This window comes from Flavipsychrobacter stenotrophus, assembly GCF_002954265.1.
In the GTDB taxonomy this organism is placed as follows: Bacteria; Bacteroidota; Bacteroidia; order Chitinophagales; family Chitinophagaceae; genus Flavipsychrobacter; species Flavipsychrobacter stenotrophus.
Map to the genome: position 1 here is coordinate 136,677 of NZ_PPSL01000002.1, position 18,776 is coordinate 155,452.

Annotated in this window: 15 protein-coding genes; 10 read left to right on the plus strand and 5 right to left on the minus strand. The window is 42.8% G+C overall.

The genetic code is table 11. The features are described 5' to 3' along the window. Window positions 1-250: 250 nt before the first annotated feature. The 3 genes from icd (at window position 251) to CJD36_RS05760 (ending at window position 4,436) form a co-directional block, all read left to right on the plus strand. On the plus strand, window positions 251-1,525 hold the full coding sequence (gene icd / locus CJD36_RS05750) for an NADP-dependent isocitrate dehydrogenase (protein ID WP_105038184.1): 1,275 nt from the start codon (window positions 251-253) through the stop codon (window positions 1,523-1,525). Between the two features lie 160 nt (window positions 1,526-1,685). Beyond that, a complete protein-coding gene (gene deoC / locus CJD36_RS05755) occupies window positions 1,686-2,360 on the plus strand; it encodes a deoxyribose-phosphate aldolase (protein WP_105038185.1) in 675 nt (224 codons plus the stop codon). Window positions 2,361-2,447: 87 nt separating this feature from the next. Then, entirely contained in the window at window positions 2,448-4,436 is a 1,989-nt protein-coding gene (locus CJD36_RS05760; protein WP_105038186.1) for a T9SS type A sorting domain-containing protein, read from the plus strand. Between the two features lie 76 nt (window positions 4,437-4,512). Here CJD36_RS05760 and CJD36_RS05765 read toward each other — a convergent pair whose 3' ends face one another. Further along, entirely contained in the window at window positions 4,513-5,010 is a 498-nt protein-coding gene (locus CJD36_RS05765; protein WP_240609309.1) for a DinB family protein, read from the minus strand. Window positions 5,011-5,084: 74 nt separating this feature from the next. Here CJD36_RS05765 and CJD36_RS05770 point away from each other — a divergent pair, with 74 nt between their 5' ends. The 5 genes from CJD36_RS05770 to CJD36_RS05790 all read left to right on the plus strand — a co-directional run bounded on the left by CJD36_RS05770 (window position 5,085) and on the right by CJD36_RS05790 (window position 12,012). Continuing rightward, window positions 5,085-6,152: an endonuclease/exonuclease/phosphatase family protein gene (locus tag CJD36_RS05770; protein ID WP_105038187.1), complete on the plus strand. Its 1,068-nt coding sequence runs from the start codon at window positions 5,085-5,087 to the stop codon at window positions 6,150-6,152. Between the two features lie 122 nt (window positions 6,153-6,274). Beyond that, window positions 6,275-8,443 carry a tetratricopeptide repeat-containing sensor histidine kinase gene (locus CJD36_RS05775; RefSeq protein ID WP_105038188.1) on the plus strand — a complete coding sequence of 723 codons (2,169 nt, stop codon included), beginning with the start codon at window positions 6,275-6,277 and terminating at the stop codon, window positions 8,441-8,443. 113 nt (window positions 8,444-8,556) lie between these two features. Further along, window positions 8,557-10,743, plus strand: a complete 2,187-nt coding sequence (locus CJD36_RS05780; RefSeq protein ID WP_105038189.1) for a tetratricopeptide repeat-containing sensor histidine kinase — start codon at window positions 8,557-8,559, stop codon at window positions 10,741-10,743. 88 nt (window positions 10,744-10,831) lie between these two features. Beyond that, entirely contained in the window at window positions 10,832-11,236 is a 405-nt protein-coding gene (locus CJD36_RS05785; protein WP_105038190.1) for a DoxX family protein, read from the plus strand. A 140-nt stretch (window positions 11,237-11,376) separates the two neighbouring features. Continuing rightward, window positions 11,377-12,012: an SCO family protein gene (locus CJD36_RS05790; RefSeq protein WP_105038191.1), complete on the plus strand. Its 636-nt coding sequence runs from the start codon at window positions 11,377-11,379 to the stop codon at window positions 12,010-12,012. Between the two features lie 60 nt (window positions 12,013-12,072). Here CJD36_RS05790 and chrA read toward each other — a convergent pair whose 3' ends face one another. Beyond that, window positions 12,073-13,302 carry a chromate efflux transporter gene (gene chrA, locus CJD36_RS05795; RefSeq protein ID WP_105038192.1) on the minus strand — a complete coding sequence of 410 codons (1,230 nt, stop codon included), beginning with the start codon at window positions 13,300-13,302 and terminating at the stop codon, window positions 12,073-12,075. A gap of 237 nt (window positions 13,303-13,539) precedes the next feature. Here chrA and CJD36_RS23195 point away from each other — a divergent pair, with 237 nt between their 5' ends. Together CJD36_RS23195 and pdxH are read left to right on the plus strand one after the other, a co-directional pair. Beyond that, on the plus strand, window positions 13,540-13,683 hold the full coding sequence (locus CJD36_RS23195) for a hypothetical protein (protein WP_161499217.1): 144 nt from the start codon (window positions 13,540-13,542) through the stop codon (window positions 13,681-13,683). A gap of 6 nt (window positions 13,684-13,689) precedes the next feature. Beyond that, the gene (gene pdxH / locus CJD36_RS05800) at window positions 13,690-14,343 is read left to right on the plus strand and encodes a pyridoxamine 5'-phosphate oxidase (RefSeq protein ID WP_105038193.1); all 654 of its coding nucleotides are present in this window, start codon (window positions 13,690-13,692) and stop codon (window positions 14,341-14,343) included. A 148-nt stretch (window positions 14,344-14,491) separates the two neighbouring features. Here pdxH and CJD36_RS05805 read toward each other — a convergent pair whose 3' ends face one another. The 3 genes from CJD36_RS05805 to CJD36_RS05815 all read right to left on the minus strand — a co-directional run bounded on the left by CJD36_RS05805 (window position 14,492) and on the right by CJD36_RS05815 (window position 18,748). Beyond that, window positions 14,492-15,622: a hypothetical protein gene (locus tag CJD36_RS05805; RefSeq protein WP_133162517.1), complete on the minus strand. Its 1,131-nt coding sequence runs from the start codon at window positions 15,620-15,622 to the stop codon at window positions 14,492-14,494. Between the two features lie 46 nt (window positions 15,623-15,668). Next, window positions 15,669-16,580, minus strand: a complete 912-nt coding sequence (locus tag CJD36_RS05810) for a hypothetical protein (protein ID WP_133162518.1) — start codon at window positions 16,578-16,580, stop codon at window positions 15,669-15,671. Window positions 16,581-16,834: 254 nt separating this feature from the next. After that, window positions 16,835-18,748: an SPFH domain-containing protein gene (locus CJD36_RS05815; RefSeq protein ID WP_105038196.1), complete on the minus strand. Its 1,914-nt coding sequence runs from the start codon at window positions 18,746-18,748 to the stop codon at window positions 16,835-16,837. Between the last annotated feature and the right edge of the window lie 28 nt (window positions 18,749-18,776).

Below are 18,776 nucleotides of genomic sequence, written 5' to 3' on the forward strand. Positions count from 1 at the left end.
TAACATTACTTGTACCAAAGTTATTCACATTTAATAAAAATAACTTATCAATTAGCTCATACAGAGCTAATAATCTGCAGTATATCCCTGACAAGAGGACTAAAATTCGACAGCATCTGAAGTCGCTTCTGTTAAAATATGGCAAAATGAGATGTGGTCTTTCAATCCCTTCATCCGCATTTATATTAATAATGGAAACTATTGTTTGCAGCCAATACAAACTTTACCTTCGCACCAAAATTTACAAAAAATGGATTCCCAGAAAATAACGATGGGCAGTAATGGTCTGCTCAATGTACCCAACAATCCTATTATCCCCTTTATAGAAGGCGATGGAATAGGTCCTGATGTATGGACTGCAAGTAAGATGGTTTTAGACGCCGCCGTTAAGAATTCATATAATGGAACAAGAAAAATAGAGTGGAAAGAAATGCTTGCCGGGGAAAAGGCATTTAAGCAAACTGGTGAATGGCTGCCCGCGGCTACACTAGACATGGCCAGGGAGTATCTGGTTTCTATAAAAGGTCCGCTCACTACACCGGTAGGTGGTGGTATGCGTTCACTCAATGTTGCCATGAGGCAGGAATTGGATCTTTTTGTTTGTCTTCGCCCGGTAAAATGGTATAAAGGTGTACCCTCTCCCGTTGTTCACCCCGAAAATGTAAATTTTGTCATCTTCCGAGAAAATACCGAAGATATATACGCCGGTATTGAATTTGCCAACGGAACGCCGGAAGCTAAAAAACTGCTTGACTTCCTGACCAACGAGTTGGGAGCCGGCAAAAAAATACGTTTCCCTGAGTCCAGTGCATTTGGTATCAAGCCGGTTTCAAAGGAAGGTAGCGAAAGGTTGGTAAGAGCTTCTATCAAATACGCACTGGAGAACAAGCTGCCAACAGTATCAATAGTTCACAAAGGAAATATCATGAAGTTTACCGAAGGTGGCTTTAAGATATGGGGCTACGAACTGGCAGAACGCGAGTTTGGCGAATATGTATATACCTGGGAGCAGTGGGAAAGAACTAAAAAAGCCAGCGGAGAAGAAGCGGCCAACGCAGAATTAAAAACTGCCAAAGCAGCAGGAAAGCTTATTGTAAACGATGTTATTGCAGACAACTTTCTACAGCAGATATTATTGGCCCCACAGGATTACTCAGTTATCGCTACCCTGAACCTGAATGGAGATTATATTTCCGATGCAGCGGCAGCGGCTGTTGGAGGTATAGGTATTTCTCCGGGTGCTAATATCAATTACAACACAGGTCACGCGGTATTTGAGGCTACACATGGTACAGCACCTCGTTTTGCCAATACCAACACTATGAATCCATCTTCTTTGTTGTTGAGCGGCGTAATGTTGCTGGAGTACATTGGCTGGCATGAAGCGGCCAAAAGCATTGAAGATGCGCTGAGCACAACGATAAAGCGTAAGAGAGTAACGGTCGATTTCTACAACCTTATGAACGACGCCACGCTTCTAAAAACCAGCGAGTTTGCAGAAGAGATCATAAAGAATCTTGCATAACTAAAAATATAATACATAAAATAAGTGCTACTCAATTGGTAGCACTTATTTTTTTACGTATGTTGCTACATCAATTAGATATTTTTAGGTGATTGTAAAATATAACATCTAAATTTAAACGTAATTTTGTAATCAATTATTCATCGTAATCCTCCTTATAATGTCCTTTAACATCGCTTCTTATATTGAGCATACAATTCTTAAACAGACTACCACACTTGCAGAAGTTGATAAGGTTTGTGTAGAGGCCTCAATGGAAAATTTTGTGGCTGTATGTGTACCGCCTAAGTATGTGCTGAACGCAAAAAAACTGCTCGACGGCTCACGAGTTAAAATAGCGACGGTTATTGGTTTCCCGCTGGGGTACAATGTTACTGATGTGAAGCTGAGAGAAATCGATGATGCTTTGAATATGGGAGCAGATGAAGTAGACATGGTGCATGATCTCTGTGCATTGAAAAACAATAACTGGAAACTTCTGGAAGATGAAATTGCCGCATGTCTGAAACCTGTGCATGATGCAGGTAAAGTGATGAAGGTAATATTGGAAACCGGCATACTTACCGATAGTGAAATTGTAAAATGCTGTCAGCTATATAGCAACTTCAAAATAGACTATATAAAAACGTCAACCGGCTTTGCCGACATTGGCGCTACTGTAAACGCAATAAAACTGATCAAAGCTAACATACCCGCTAAGATGGGCATTAAGGCTTCCGGTGGGATCAGGAATTATGCCTTTGCAAAAGAACTGATAGATGCGGGAGCAACACGCCTTGGCTGTTCATCAAGCTGGCAGATAATGAAAGAATTCAGGCTGGCAACAGGCGGATAAATGCTATATCAAATGATTATTTGAAAAGCTATCTATCATACTTAGGTAGCTTTTCTTATTTTTAATAACAAATCACCTGTATCATTCATGAAGCAGATCATTCCACTTATTCTAATCCTACTGCTATGTGGTGGCGCATTTGCACAAACCACAGAAGACTATGCGGTAGAGCTAACAGCTACTATACAGACCGCACCAGCAAAGATCTCACTAAAGTGGAAACGTCTTTCTGACACCACCATCTATACCATCTATAAGAAAAACAAATCAGCACTGGCATGGGGCGCTGTTATAGCTACCCTTTCTACTACCGACAGCACCTATACAGACGCTGGAGTAATAGTAGACTCAGCCTACGAATACCAGGTGGTAGCAGACCACCACTCAGGCGTTACGGCCTGGATAGCGAAGGGATATATCTATGCAGCTGTTAAAAATCCGGCTATACACAATAGAGGCGCGTTGGTACTCATGATTGACAGCACATTCACCGACTCCTGCAGGGCTGACATCCACCAACTAATGAAAGACCTGAGCGGTGATGGCTGGCAAATACTCAGGCATGACGTAGCACGGACATTACCGGATACTGCAGTAAAAGCCCTGATCACGGCCGACTATTCAACCACCCCCAACGTAAAGGCATTATTGATACTGGGGCATGTTGCAGTACCCTATAGTGGTGATCAAAACCCTGATGGCCACCCCGACCATCTGGGTGCGTGGCCGGCCGACGCATACTACGCATATCTTTCCGATACCTGGACCGATGTTTCGGTAAATGACATTTCCGCAGGCTACACAGCCAATCAGAATACACCCGGCGATGGGAAGTGGGACCAGGTAGGCTGGGCATCAAGATCTGAACTACAGGTAAGCCGTATAGACTTCTATGACATGCCTGCATTCAGTGCCACAGAGGTGCAACTTATGCGCAGTTACCTTGCTAAAGACCACCGGTACAAAATGGACTCGCTCAACATCAGGCACAGAGGTCTTATCAGCGATAATTTCGGAGCTATGAGCGGGGAAGCGTTTGCTACCAGTGGCTGGCGCAACTTTGCACCGCTGATGGGTATCGATAGTTTTAGCGAGCTGCCATTTATACCGTCGCTCAATACAGAATCTTTTCAGTGGGCATATGGTTGTGGCCCGGGTTGGTTCACAAGTGCCGGAGGTATAGGTACTACAACCGACTTTACAACCAACAATGTGAACGGCATTTTCACTATGCTATTCGGCAGCTACTTCGGAGATTGGAACGTACAGAACAATTTTCTGCGCGCACCACTTTGTGCCAATGTACCGGCACTCACCTGCTGCTGGGCAGGTAGGCCCAACTGGTACTTCCACCACATGGCACTGGGAGAAAATATTGGCTACTCAGCCTGGCAATCTCAAAACAATGATGGCAACCTCTATGGCCCTGCCAACATATACGGCATCCACCAATGGGTGCACATAGCGTTAATGGGCGACCTTAGTTTACGAACAGACTATATAAAGCCTGTTGCTAACATTATTATAACTCATACGGTAAACCATGGTGCCAATATCACCTGGTCTCCATCGCCGGATGCTGCAGTAATTGGCTATTACGTGTACAGATCAGATAGTGAATATGATTACTACACGAAACTATCTTCACTTTTAACTACTACTACGTTTAGTGATACCGTGGGCTACAATGGCCTTAAATATTATCAGGTACGTCCTGTAAAATTACAAAGCACCCCCTCGGGCAATTACTATAACCTCGGTGTAGGCGTTGGCGATTCAGCAACGGTAAGTTTCCCGCCAACCTATGTACCACAAGAAACTCAGGACCTGACTTTCAGTGTATTCCCTAATCCCGCGGGCAATTATATCAATGTTGGTGTCAATTCCGCAACATCAGCATCGGCAACAATCAGTATTATTAGTATCACCGGCGCAGCGTATTATGTAGCAGCCAAACAACTACATGCAGGACAGAATAACTACACCCTTCAGGTGAGCGATCTTTCGTCCGGGATGTACTTCGTGAAAATAAATTCACGCGAGAAAGTTGTAGTTGCAAAATGGTTGAAATTATAAACGCTAAGAGTTAAGTAGCAACGGGCCACATCAAATAATGCGGCCCGTTGCTATTTCTATTGTTTTACTAATCAATTTATTTTACGTCATCGGCTGTAGGACCATACATACCCGGCACTGGTATATCCAGCAATCTCAGGTAAACACTTAGCTGCCCCCTATGATGATACAAATGGCTATATCCAAGGCTTCTTAAAAAAGCGGCACGTGGCATATCGTATATCACATGCTCACCTCTGCGCAATATCCAGTTGGTTTGCAGGTACTCATCCGTTGCACCGCCCAGTGCTGTTACTGCTTCTTCCAATTTTTGGTCAAACACAGATAATAACTCTTCACTGCTCTCTGCCACGAATGGTTTGGCAGGCATGTTAACAAGGTCCAATTCATTGCTGGTTACCATCATCGTTATCCAGGTAGGTATCTCTGCTATATGCGATGCAAGCCTGCCTATTTTCATAGACTTTTCATGTGGTTTCCAGTCATTCTTTTCTGTTGGTACTCTTTCCAGCATCTTCCTAGTATTCGCAGATTCATGCTTCAGTTCTGCAATTAAAATTTGATTTAAAGCCATAGCAAAATGTATTTTTGTGAAGATAGTAAAAGTCACCGTTCGTAGTTTCTAATAGGCTCAAAACACATATTTCAATGATCATATCGCGTATCATCAAATACCCTGCATTATCCATATTATTTGTGGCCTTTTTAATTGCATCGTGTAAAAACACAGAAAACAAAATTGAAAGATCTGAGCCTCAAAAAAATGTAAATAAGATAACCGTTGCGTTTTATAATTGCGAGAACCTGTTTGATACCCACCACCAACCGGGCAAACAGGATGAAGACTTTACCCCCGAAGGAAAGTACCACTACACACAAAGAATATTTGAACAAAAGTTACACAACCTGGCCACCGTTTTCCAGAGCATGAATAGTGAGCATAACAACCTTGCGATTGCCGGCCTGGCCGAGGTAGAGAACGACAGAGTATTGCAAGACTTGTGCAGTCAGCCCGAATTAGGTGATAAACATTTCAGGCATATCTGCCATGCAGGCCCCGACCCAAGGGGTATTAACGTAGGATTTATTTACGATCCCTCATTATTCATTTTACTGAACGAAGAAATAGTACCTGTAATATTCACAGGCACAGGACACAGATCACATGGCAGAGATATACTCCACATTCAGGGTGTCCTTGATGGCGACACAGTGCATGTATTTGTCAATCACTGGACATCCAGAAGAAAGGGAGAAGACGAGAGCGAACGCAAAAGAGTACAGGCGGCGCAGGCTAACAAAACTGCAATAGACGAATTAATGAACGTTAACCCAAATACAAAAGTCATTGTTATGGGCGACTTCAATGATAATCCTACAGACAGAAGTATAGGAGTGGTGCTGGCAGCTACAGGCAACAAAAATGTATCAAACTCCATTGCCTTATACAATCCATTCGAACAGATTTTTAATTCTGGCGAGGGCACAGAAAAATATAGAAGTACCTGGAATCTCTTTGACCAGATCATCGTATCTGGGGCGTTCCTATCAGACAAGGCGCAACACCTTCACTTCAATAAAGCAGAAATATACCGTCCGGCGTTTATTACCGATCATAAAAAGCACGATGAGACACCAAAAAGGTCATTTGCCGGCAGCCGCTGGATGAATGGATATAGCGACCATTTCCCGGTATTAATTGAACTAGCTAAATAAACTGAAATATTAACTATATAATTTTCAATACGTAACACACCTTTAATAATACAATTCGTGTGTAAATACCTTATTGGCTAATTTAGGATATGGTCAGTTGATCAACCAGACATATAACCTGAATGAAAACAGACAAAACAGATATATTGGATCAGCCAAAACAGCTCGGTTATATTTCCACCGCCGCAACTGCTATCCTAATATTTTGTATTTCAATAGCGACCCACTCTTTTGCAGGAAATATAGACAGTCTCAACAAAATACTAAACGGCAAAAAAATAGCTGATCCGGAAAGAGTAACACTGACAGCTCAACTGGCACATGCCTATCGCGATGCCAACCTCGACTCAATGATGATCTTTGCTAATAGGGGTATAGCATTAGCTAAGCAAATACATTTTGATCAGGGTAAAGCCGCCTGTCTTAAAGAACTAGGAACTGCATATTCGAGTAAAAATCTTTACGACAGCACACTGCTGTGTTACAATAGGGCACTACATATTTATGAACAGATAAACGACATAAACGGTCAAAAGGAAACGGTATTTTCAATGGCTAATATTTACAGCCGCCAGTTGAAATACGCTATGGCAATAGAGTACTACGAAAAAACGATTGCCTTTAGCAAAAAAATGAACGACCAGGATGGCATAGCAGTGGGAATGGCCAATACAGGGTCAATATACATGGAGCTTGGCAACTACCCCGAATCAATAAAATACTACCTCGAGTCATCGAAGGTATATGAGCAACAGCAAAACGTTACCGGACTGCTTACTTGCCTCACAGGCATTGCCAATGTATACTCTTTATTAGGAAATAATGTAAAGGCTGAAGAATATGTAATCAAGAGTCTGAGCTTACAAAATGGCAAAAGCAAAAGTCACGAAACAATATCTTTTTATGTTGATATTGGTGCGGTATACACTACCATAAAAAACTTTGACAAAGGTTTACTTTTCTTCAAAAAAGCTTTGCACCTTTCCGATTCCATAGGAGATAGCTATTGGCGCAATATTTGCCTGGCAGACATCGCTGAGACCTACTACAACATGGGCAATCTCGACAGCTCATTTGCCATCTACACAGCATGTGTCAAGAATCTGGAAACTGTTTATGACATAGATGTAAATACGGTAGTAAATACCGGGCTTGGCAAAATATTGATCAAACAAGGAAAGACCAAAGAGGGAATAACTTACCTACTAAAATCATTTGATATTGCCCGCGAGAATAGAATTAAAGATGAAATTGTTGAAAATGCGGAGGAACTGAGCAAAGCCTACGAGCAGCTGAGCACCTATGACAAAGCACTGCTCTATCGCAAAATATACGAAGTGTACAAAGACAGCCTTTTTAATGAAAAAAGTGAAAAACATATTCAGCAACTACAATTCGACTATCAATTAGAAAAAAATAAGACAATAGCGCACAATAAAAGTGTGCGGCAAACCACTATCATTTTAAGCCTGATAGCCGGCCTGATTTCATTCGTAGTGATTATCATTCTCTTATTCAGAAGCCGCCAGGTTGAAAAAATGAACAAGGAAAAAAGTATAATTCTTGCCAATGAAGTAAAACAACAGTCTATAAAACTCGAGGAACTTAACACCTTCAAAGACAAAACATTTTCAGTTCTCTCGCACGATCTGAGGGGCCCCATATCAGGCTTCACCGGCACCATGGCCATGCTTGATAAAAAACAGATCACCCAGCAGGAATTTGACGAAATAAGACCGGAAATAAACAAGCAATTAGACGCTCTTAATCTGCTTTTAGAAAACCTCCTTGGGTGGTCAAAAAATCATATGCAGGGCGGGGCATCCGTCTCTGCTCTACCGGTTAATATGCACACGGTAGCAAATGACAATATTGATCTGTTTGAAAATACAACCAATAAAAAAACCATCACCATAGTCAATAACATCCCTGCTGATCTTAATGCGTTTGCAGATAGAGGTCAGGTAGACATTATATTCAGAAACTTGCTCAACAACGCTATTAAATTCACCGGCACCAATGGCACTATAACATTGAATGGCAAAATCTCCGGTAGTAATACTATTGTTTCTATAACAGATACAGGGGTGGGTATGACCACCAACCAAATGGACAAATTGTTTGGCATAGCCACTGAAAAAAGTACTTATGGAACCGATGGCGAAAAAGGCATCGGAATAGGCCTGATCTTATGTTATGAATTCATCAAAGCCAATAAAGGAGACCTTACAGTTACCAGTACACCCGGAGCCGGCACAACCTTTAATATTATACTCCCATCTGTTAAATAATTAATGAACATTACTAACTACTGTATTTTCATTACTTTAGTCGTGAAAACAAAATCAAGAGGATAGGCTCTGGCTATACCCCCTTTAGCTTTCTACCAAACTAACTACACCCAATGAAAAAACGCCCCCTACCCCACAACACCTGGCGGCTCACATCTGCTGCCTTTTTATGCACGCTTTTATGCACCGTACATTGCTATACGGGATACGGGCAAAAACTTGATAGCCTTAAAGCCGTTCTGTTAGAGTTTAAGAATAACGACACTACCACTGTCAATATAATGTTGGAAATGACCAACAGTTATCGCGACATTAGTCCAGACTCTACAGAGATTGTTGCCAGGAGAGCATTGGCCATAGCGCAAAAAAACGACTATGCAATGGGCATGGGCAAGAGCTATTACATGATAGGTGTTGCCCATACAATGCGCAACCAATATGACTCATCGATCTGGTACTATGAAAATGGCCTGGCGGTATTCCACAAAGCAGGCCTAACGGATAAGGAATGCATGACCCTATATAATATCAATGTTTCGTACTACCGTATGCGTAACATGGATAAAGCGCTTGCCGCACTACAAAAAGATTCCGCGATAGCAGACCAAAATAACAATTACGAGCGTGGCGGAAGAGCAATGCTGGCAATGGGTGATATTTATCGGGATAAAGGTCAATATGCCGATGCCATTGGATGCTACCTCAAAGCACTTAGTATTTATGAAAAATACAAGGTCACAACGGGCATCAGCGAATCATACAGAGATATTGCCGACATCTATTCCCTTATTGGTAATCGATCAAAAGCTAAAGAATACATTACAAAGGCAAGTGCCCTATACCAACCCATAGGAGATATCCAGGGAATTATCGTTAACTACACTTCTGTAGCGTCGGTATACGGCCAGCTTCAGGACTATAAAAATTCACTATTCTATTACAACAAAGCCCTGCATCTTGCAGATTCAATTCAGAATCATTACTGGCTGGGGAGCTGCCTGATCAATGTTGGCGAAAACTATCTGGCAACAGGGCAGCTTGATACAGCACTATCTTCTTTCACAAAGGGGCTAGAGCAATGCACTATAACTCACGATGAGGTAGGCGCGGCATTTGCCAGAAGAGGGATCGGCAATGTACTGATCAAAAAAGGAATACCCAAAGAGGGCATACCTCACCTGCTGGAAGCAATAGAGGTGATGAAAGCGGCAGGCATCAAGCGGGAAATATCAGAGATAAGCAATATGCTTAGTAAGGCATATGAACAGACAGGCAATATAGGTGAAGCACTTAGATATGCGCGAATTACCTACGCTTATAACGATACGCTTTACGGAGAAAACAATGACAAACACATGCAGGAGGTTCAGTTTGACTACGAACTGAAGAAAAAACAAGGGGAGATTGAACTCCTTCAGAAAGACAGAATTATTAAGCAGGCAAAACTCGAAAAACAGAGGGCAACACAATGGGGCCTTATCTCAGGAATAGGGCTGTTGGCAATCGTTGTTAGCCTGCTGTATATAAGTAGAAAAAGAGAAAAGAAGAACAAAGAAATGAGTATGGCGCAGACCGCCGAAATTCAAAAGCAGGCTACCATGCTCGAAGAGTTGAATCAGTATAAAGACAAGACCTTTTCTGTGTTGTCTCACGACCTGAGAGGACCAATGAACGCATTCAGTAGTGCAATGGACATGCTGGATAAGGATGAACTTTCGGTGGAAGAATTTATGGAACTAAAGCCGGAAATAAATAAGCAGATCAACTCGCTTAATCTGCTCCTCGACAATCTGCTAAACTGGTCTAAAAGCCATATGCAGGGAGAAAAATCTATTCTCACCCAAACTATCGATATACATAAGATAACAGTGGACAACATTTCATTAGTACAAGGCACTGCATCAAAAAAGATGGTTACCATCCACAACAATATTCCTGAACATACTACCGCACTTGCCGACAAAGGACAAATTGACGTAGTAATTAGAAATCTCATAAACAATGCAATAAAATTCACCGGAGAGCGGGGAAGGATTACTTTATCCGCCAATGAAAATGCCGAAGATGTTTCTATATCTGTATCCGACACCGGCGTAGGTATGACCCAACAGCAACTGGATAAGTTATTTAAAGTCGTGACCAACAACAGCACTTACGGCACCGGTGGCGAGAAAGGTATAGGGCTGGGGTTGTTGCTCTGCTATGAATTTATAAAAGCCAATAAAGGCAATATTACAGCAACAAGCGAACCAGGCAAGGGAAGCACCTTTACGATAACTTTACCAAAACAAGTCAGCTAAACGCAGTACTGGTGAGAATTATTGCGAAAACCAACGTATTATTCCCAATGCTTAGTAAATTTACAGCGCACCCTTTGCAACTCACAATATGGCACTATTCTCACAATTAGGTAATTACAGAAATGCCGGATTATTCATTATGCGCACTGGCATTGGTGCCATGATGATCTTTCATGGATTACCCAAAATTGCCCACCCTGAAAAATGGGCCGGCTTAGGTGAAGCCATGGGATCACTACACATTCATTTCTGGCCTACATTCTGGGGCTTCGTTGCCGCACTAACAGAAACTGTTGGCGGCCTGTTTTCTATACTTGGCCTGTGGTTCAGGCTGGTAAGCTTGTTCATGATCTTCTTGTTTATGGTCGCTAGCCTCCATCATTTCAATACCGGCGGAGATCTGGGTGAAGCCTCACACGCCATTGAACTTGGCTTTGTATACATTGGCTTTTTGTTCCTGGGCCCTGGCAAGTTTTCGGTAGATAAGGGGTAGAAGTTATTAAATATTAGTAAAACCTGATAATTATTCACAAATCGGTTTTCACAATTTATTAAGACAAATACAGCGCTATAACGGACGCATATTTAAAACTGAATGTATTTTTCGTTTCATTTAGGTTTAATTTTGCGGCCATGGCAAAAATTCTCATAGCATTCTTCATGATATTGGGTATAGCTTTTCTTGGCTATTACTACAAAGTAAATCATGATGTGCATAACGAACGTAAATTATCAGCACTCCCAATTATTGAGGGCGACCGTAATCATCATGTCGGTGCCTTTTCATTCACTAACCAGGACGGAAAAGTTATTACCAATGCCGACGTAAAAGGAAAAGTGGTTGTTGTTTCTTACTTCTTCGCAACCTGCAAAGGTATATGTCCGCGCATGAACGAAAATATGACACAGATCTATAAAGCTTACCGTGGCAACAAAGATGTGATCATCTTATCGCACACTGTAGATCCTAAGAAAGACACCGTAGCTGCACTAAAGGCTTATAGTCTGCGTTTTGACGCAGACCCCAACCAATGGATGTTCCTTACCGGCAGTAAGAAAGAGTTATATGACATGGCTCGATATAGCTACTTGATCAATGCTAAAGAAGACACTGTTGGGGTAAATATTGAAAATGATTTCATTCACGATGAGCATTACTCACTTGTCGATCGCCATGGTCGTATTCGCGGCTTTTATAACGGCCTTGAACAAAGCGACATAAAGAAACTTACAGAAGACATTAAGTCTTTGCTACAGGAGACAGACTAAACAACATCTTTAATGATGTCTAAAAGAGTGAATGCCGCTGGTATTCACTCTTTTTTTGCTTTAATGATGCAGCGTCAACCCCATCAATAACCACCCTACCACAATAAGCGGTGAGGGTATCTTACTAAAATAAAGCAGGCAAAAAGTGATGGCTACCACTACAAGGTTGCTCCATTCAAATTGTATGGACTGGAACAGTACAATACCCGATGCCCATATGATACCGACAATAGCAGCATTAATGCCCTCCAATGCCCTGAATATAATTACGTGATGTTTAAGGTTCTCATATATCGGGAAAAAGAAAAACAGCAACAAGGTACTCGGCAGGAAAACTGCCGTTGTAGCAACTATACAGCCTATCATCTGCCACATAGGTCCGTCGCCACTCATAGCTATACCACCCACATAGGAGCAAACAGAGAATACCGGGCCGGGCACAGCCTGAACCATACCAAAGCCTGTTAATAACTGCTCTGCCGACAGTACTGTAGTCGCATGATGCTGTATCGGCATACTCACAAACTGGTAATACATCATGGGTAGCAAAGCCTGTCCGCCACCAAACACAATAGCACCGAAACGATAAAAATTCTCGAACAGGTTATAAATACGTCCATGACTCCACCCCTGACTCCTCGATAGTTCACTCACCACCCCTGCACCTACAAACAGTAGCGCGAATAGCCACAAATTGATCCAGTTGATCCTCTTTGGCTTTTGCTGAGACCCCGGGATACGCTTGTTACTGAAGTTACTTAGTGTACCAGAAACAAGTAGCAAACACGGGAATACCCATGGAGAACGGAACAAGACCGTAGCAAGAATACTACCAATCATTATAGAAGTGGTCGCTACGTGTTTGATACTGCTGCCCATCATTCGCGCAGCTGCATAGCACACGAACCCAACTGACATGGGCTGTATATAGGCAAACAGATCTGTAGGGATATTTTTGTGACCGTGAATTGCACCCGGGGTAAAAAAGTAGATCAAAAAAGAAAACAACCCCATAATAAGTGCTGCCGGAAACACCCACAACAATAAAGTGATACATGCCAGCGGAATCCCCCCTCTCTTCATGGCTATCAATGTCACCGTTTGGGTAGACGATGGCCCCGGCAGCATCTGGCAAAATGCATTATATTCAAGTAATTCATCTTCCGTAACATCTTTTCGCTTTTGCACAAATGTTTTTACCATCATACCCATATGCCCCTGCGGTCCGCCAAAAGCAGTGAAGGAGTATATAAATACTGATTTTAAAAACGGTACATGGCGCAACAGCATGGATGCCGGAAATTTGGAATGAAGATAATTACAAAAAGTGGTAACCTAGTTATTACTGTCCTCAAATATGCACCCGGCCTGCCAATTGATACACATTCATTTGTACCTTTTTAGAATGATCCTCATCAGTCATACGATGAAAATGCAATTACCTCCACTAAAAATGATGAATTTTCACTTCTTCCGCTTTTAACTTTCCATTTTAAATACTTATCTTGCAGCCGAAAATCGAACAATATGAACCATTTGATGCTCAGTGCATTTTACGATAATGTAAATAAGAATGTAGGCCCTACTCTTATGTGGGTATTCTCTATCCTTATGACCATAGAATTAGTTTACGTAATGGTAAAGTATCTCGGTTCAGGAGATAAAAAGTAATTGGCCTTGTCCGCATCAACCACGCATATTGCTCATATCCGCCAGGATTACACGCTGGCAGCACTAGACGAAAGCATAACAGGAAATGATCCTTTAGCTTTTTTCCATAGGTGGTTTGGTGAGGCGCAAACAGCACAGATTTCTGAAGTAAATGCCATGACACTGGCAACGGTAAGCGCAGAGGGCAAGCCCCATGCGCGTATTGTGTTGTTGAAAGGTGTAGAACATAACGGCTTTATCTTTTTCACCAACTACGACAGCAATAAAGGCCGGCAGATAGCCTCGCACGACAGTGCTGCATTACTATTCTTCTGGAAAGAACTGGAACGACAAGTACGTGTAGAAGGTAAGATCAGGAAAATATCAGCAGAAGAAAGCGATCAGTATTTTCACTCCCGCCCTGCAGGTAGCCGCATCGGTGCCTGGTCATCTCCACAAAGCGAGGTAATATCCGATCGTTCGGTGCTCGACAAAAACTATCAGGATTACGAAGCAAAATTTGCCGACACTACCATTCCACGTCCTCCTCATTGGGGTGGATATATTGTAGAGCCAACGCAAATAGAATTCTGGCAGGGCCGCAGCAGCCGTATGCATGACCGTATACTTTTCACCCGGTCTGAAAACGACACATGGGTAAAAGCAAGGCTTGCACCATAATCCTACTCCTCTCAACAGCACTTTCACTCTATTATTGATGCAGAAGGCATCGAATCTCCAACTACGACGTAGTTCAACTTAGCAATGCGCTACTGAAACAGGTAGTCTAATAAAAACATTTGAGTGAACCCTCAATACCTGCGGAACTTTACAACCCCTTCACCACACAATTCTTAATAAAGCTATCAGTCAATGTAGCCCCACCCGACAATTCGGCCTGATATGCACCATTACCCATTTTACTATTCACCAATATTTCTGAAGAAGACCTTTTGAACCAGGTTATAAAATTCAGCGCGTCCTCGTAAGTAGCAAAAAGCAATACGCTCTGGCCAGTAGGGCCATTCAACTCCAAGTTATTCCTGCTGTCGGTTATCATCCACAACTTCGGCGTTAATTGTCCCTTTGTAATGATAGATATGTCACTGGTTGTAGCCTTACCCTTCACCACTTCTATTTCATCATCAGCCTCACTTATGGTATTGTCCCCATCTATTACATGCCTCACTACAGCCTCATAACTGCATGACAATACCTCATCCTTTGCAAGATCAGGATACACACACCGTTGCTGCGAGATGACCACATCATTGGGCTTTACTGTCGTCTTATCGCGATTGTACAAACCGTTAAATACATAAACCTCCTTAGTTGAAGTAGCACCTTTATATTCAAAAGCCACATCAGCACTAAGACTACCCACAAGGTCGTTGTTACCTTTAGGTTCTTCCAACAGATTCACTGCGCCGGCAGTAATGCCCGACGATAATACCACAGCCTTGTTATCTGCAGTCAGCTTGTTGCATGATACAATCTTTATCTCGGAGCCTGGAGACGGAGCTATAGAAATGGTCACTTTCATTATCCTGTCTGCTGGGTTCATCCTGAGGTTATCTACCGAAAACGACAGCTTCCTGTTAAAGCGGGTCATATCCCTCAGCTTTACCTCCCTTGTGCCTGGTATGATATCTTCAGACAGCTTCGCCAACAGCTCCTCTGATGTCTTCTCATTATCTGCTATTGATTCTATCAGTTGCTTCTGTCCTTCTCCTGAAAGCGAAAAGATATTCTTCCCCTGTTCTACCTTCACTTTCTCGCTGCCACCTCCACCATGTGCATATCCGCTCACGCCAACAAAGTATTTTATGCTATCCTTTGTAGGCACATAATTGCGGGCAGCATAGCTTTTATATCTCTTAGGCAGTTTCTGCGTAGGGAAACATGAAGTAAGTAAAAATGGCATTCCCAACAATATACACACTGATTTATACTTTGACATAAGTTCGTTTTGTCTAAAATAAGAAATTACAATCGAATTATCAATATCACTTTACCGCTACACCAGTCACCACCCACGTCTTCGTACTCTTATACAACGACTCCATCAGGTTGGCGTTAGGATCATAAGCGGCGCTTTGGTTACCGCTCCCACCAAACTGCATCCCCATACCCATTCCGCCGATCCCTATAGATGGTCTGAAACCGCCGCTTCTACCCCTTCCTCTTACTGTCCGAGTAGCTTGACCGTCGGGCCTCTTTGATCCTGTTGTTTCAAAACAAATAGCTATCGTCCTGTTCTTATCTGTCCTGTCTATTTTAGACTTAAAGTAAAATGCTTTGAAAGGCACCTTCGCCTCCCATATCAGTTCATTATCCTGATCCATGTCTATCCGAACTACTATACCACATGAGTTCTCTGCCTTTACCGGAAATTGAAGATTGCAACCCTTAAAACCCTGGAGTGAATATTCATCGGCTGCTGCTATCGCTTTCTTTACGTTCTGCTGCATCTCTATTATTCTCTTCTGCACAGCCTCCTGCGGTCCTGGGTCTGGTTCATTTTCCTCCCGGCTGTAAGAACCATCCTTTGCATGTTGCCTGTTTTTATAATTGGCAGGTATCGGAAAGTTAATTGCGGTTACCTCATCTTGTTTACCAGTCTTATCTACCCACACCGTCAATCCCCCTTCCAGTATCTTCAACTGGGTTGCTGCATCACCTGTCTGCACCGTTATGTAGAGATTCTCGCTATCATTACTCACAGAGTAACCCAACATAGCATCTTCATCATAATAAGGATACGGTGTCTTCCAGTCAGCACTGCTGCCATCAATTATTATTGGTTGTTCCTGCCATACTCCGGGCACCTTCTTAGCACCTTTGTTCTTTGCCACCACATCAACAGATATCAATGATAGAACAACCAACAAAATAGCAGTACCAAAAACCTTTTTCATCATAAGTATTTTACAAATCAAATATACAGTTCTCCAACTAACCATTTTGTTATAATACGCCAATTACCTACTCTGAGCTCACAAGCATTATGCATGTTTTTCTGTAACTCCACCAAATGTCATGGTGAGCCGCGCCGAACCACGACATTCTGCATCGGGACGTACTCTCTTTGTAACACATCAACCCTTCCGCTCTTCGCTCTCTTTCCCGCTCTCAAAAAAAAAGGCCGGCATTGCTGCCGGCCTTTCAACGCTTAAATTTTCGGCTCCTCACCCTTCTTCTTCTCACTCATCATTTCCATCAGTTTCAAGCCCATCAATCCATTCATCGGACCATCAGAACCATTGCTGCCACTGATCATAATATCAGGTATCACCTTTATGTTCTTTGCACCTATCTCTTCGGTGATCTTATAACGGGTAAAGTTATCTCCACCCATTGCACTTACCTGCAGTTCGTAAGCTTCTGCGGTACTCTTACCAATAGCCAGTATCTTCTCTGCTTCGGCATTACCGGTTTTGGATATCCTTTCCGCTTCTGCTGATGCGTTCAATTTCGTAGCTTCTGCCTGTGCACCTGCCCTCAACTTTGTTGCCTCTGCTTCCGCATTAGCACGCATCTTGGTAGCTTCTGCTTCTGCGTTTACCTGCAGCTTCAGGCTCGTAGCATCACCCTCTGCTTTCTTAACCACTGAATCGGCAGTACGCTGAGATATTTCCACACTCTGTTGTGCCTTTACTATCTCGCGCTGCATATCTGCAATAGCTGTTTCCTTTTCCATACCCTGCCTTCTTTCCTGTGCCATACGTTGTGTCTCATAGGTCTTCTCTTCTTCCTGTGCTATCTTACGGTCAGTAAGCGTCTTCATCAATGCTTCAGGAGGTACGATATCACCTATCAATGTATCAACAGCATTCACGTTATACTCTTCCAATACAGCCCTTATATGCGCCCTTGCAGATTCTTGTCTTTCCTTACGTGTAGTTAAGAAAGAGATCACATCACTGTCCTGTGCCGAGTTACGGAAATAGTTACCAATAGTTGGTTCCAGCACCTGCGATACCAGGTTGTTCATACTACCGAACCTAGCTATCACTTTTGGTGCATCATTGGCCGGAACGTGTATGATCTGCGCTACGTCAAGGTTGAACGGGAAACCGTCCTTTGAACGCACGGTAATGGTAGAAAGGTTCTTGTCCAACGCATGAGCTTCACTGCGGGCATTGGCCCAGTTAAGCACCAGGTTGGTTGTAGGCACCAGTTCCACCTTCATAGCGTAACGGTTGATCGGGTATTTACCAGGACCCAGCGGTTCCATCCATACACCTCTGTGTCCCTTGGTTACTATATTACCATGCTTAAAGGTAGTACCTGTCTGGTCTTCACCATCTTCACCTATATAGCTGATGCACACGCCCACATGGCCAATTGGCACCTCTGTCATATAGCTCTCTTCTATCTGCACAGCCCATGTATTAATGTAGTAAGAACCTGCAAGTATCACTTGCGGCTGCAAACCACGGCAACCACCATTTTTAAGGAAGCTGTCAATGTCCTGGAAGTTGTTGTGGCCATCCACCATGGTGCCCGCTATCTGCCCTTGTGCCAGTGGCTCACCATCTAGTGTGGTCACTATACCTACCATGCTCTCTCTTATCACTGTTTGTCCTACCATCGTTATCTCAAACAAGTAGGTGTTGATACGGTAAGAACCGGCAGTAATAAAAGCAGTCTGCCTACCTCTCTGGCCACCATTATCCAAAAACGCTTGTGCATCCTGGAAGTTATCGCAATCTACTTTACGGCTGAGTATGCGGCCTGTAGGTATCTCTTCACCATCTCTTGCCAACACCATACCAATATGGCCTTCAGGAATAACAGTGAACACAGATAGTTCTACGCTATACTGCCATGGCCACATGAACCAGTACAGACCGGGAGCTAATGTTTTAGCCTGAAAACCCGCTTCGCCCTTGGTTGCTATGATCCTGCCGTCGGGCAAACGGTTAGAGCTCGATAATGTAAATTTCTTCGTAACCAGTCCTATACTGCTTTCTGGTATGATGATCATACCAAAGAATACACGAAGAATGATCTTGTATAAAATAAGTGCAATGATGCACAGAATGATCCAGCCGTAGCCGGACATAAAACCACTGAAAGTCATAATTGTAAGTTTGTATGTGTGAAAATTA

What these genes read in the sequence shown, in the direction of transcription:
- CJD36_RS05815 (WP_105038196.1), bottom strand. Translation starts at nt 18,748, where the DNA reads ATGACTTTCAGTGGTTTTATGTCCGGCTACGGCTGGATCATTCTGTGC.
- CJD36_RS23195 (WP_161499217.1), top strand. Translation starts at nt 13,540, where the DNA reads ATGAACCATTTGATGCTCAGTGCATTTTACGATAATGTAAATAAGAAT.
- CJD36_RS05775 (WP_105038188.1), top strand. Translation starts at nt 6,275, where the DNA reads ATGAAAACAGACAAAACAGATATATTGGATCAGCCAAAACAGCTCGGT.
- CJD36_RS05785 (WP_105038190.1), top strand. Translation starts at nt 10,832, where the DNA reads ATGGCACTATTCTCACAATTAGGTAATTACAGAAATGCCGGATTATTC.
- CJD36_RS05810 (WP_133162518.1), bottom strand. Translation starts at nt 16,580, where the DNA reads ATGAAAAAGGTTTTTGGTACTGCTATTTTGTTGGTTGTTCTATCATTG.
- deoC (WP_105038185.1), top strand. Translation starts at nt 1,686, where the DNA reads ATGTCCTTTAACATCGCTTCTTATATTGAGCATACAATTCTTAAACAG.
- CJD36_RS05760 (WP_105038186.1), top strand. Translation starts at nt 2,448, where the DNA reads ATGAAGCAGATCATTCCACTTATTCTAATCCTACTGCTATGTGGTGGC.
- CJD36_RS05805 (WP_133162517.1), bottom strand. Translation starts at nt 15,622, where the DNA reads ATGTCAAAGTATAAATCAGTGTGTATATTGTTGGGAATGCCATTTTTA.
- CJD36_RS05765 (WP_240609309.1), bottom strand. Translation starts at nt 5,010, where the DNA reads ATGGCTTTAAATCAAATTTTAATTGCAGAACTGAAGCATGAATCTGCG.
- CJD36_RS05790 (WP_105038191.1), top strand. Translation starts at nt 11,377, where the DNA reads ATGGCAAAAATTCTCATAGCATTCTTCATGATATTGGGTATAGCTTTT.
- icd (WP_105038184.1), top strand. Translation starts at nt 251, where the DNA reads ATGGATTCCCAGAAAATAACGATGGGCAGTAATGGTCTGCTCAATGTA.
- CJD36_RS05780 (WP_105038189.1), top strand. Translation starts at nt 8,557, where the DNA reads ATGAAAAAACGCCCCCTACCCCACAACACCTGGCGGCTCACATCTGCT.
- chrA (WP_105038192.1), bottom strand. Translation starts at nt 13,302, where the DNA reads ATGCTGTTGCGCCATGTACCGTTTTTAAAATCAGTATTTATATACTCC.
- CJD36_RS05770 (WP_105038187.1), top strand. Translation starts at nt 5,085, where the DNA reads ATGATCATATCGCGTATCATCAAATACCCTGCATTATCCATATTATTT.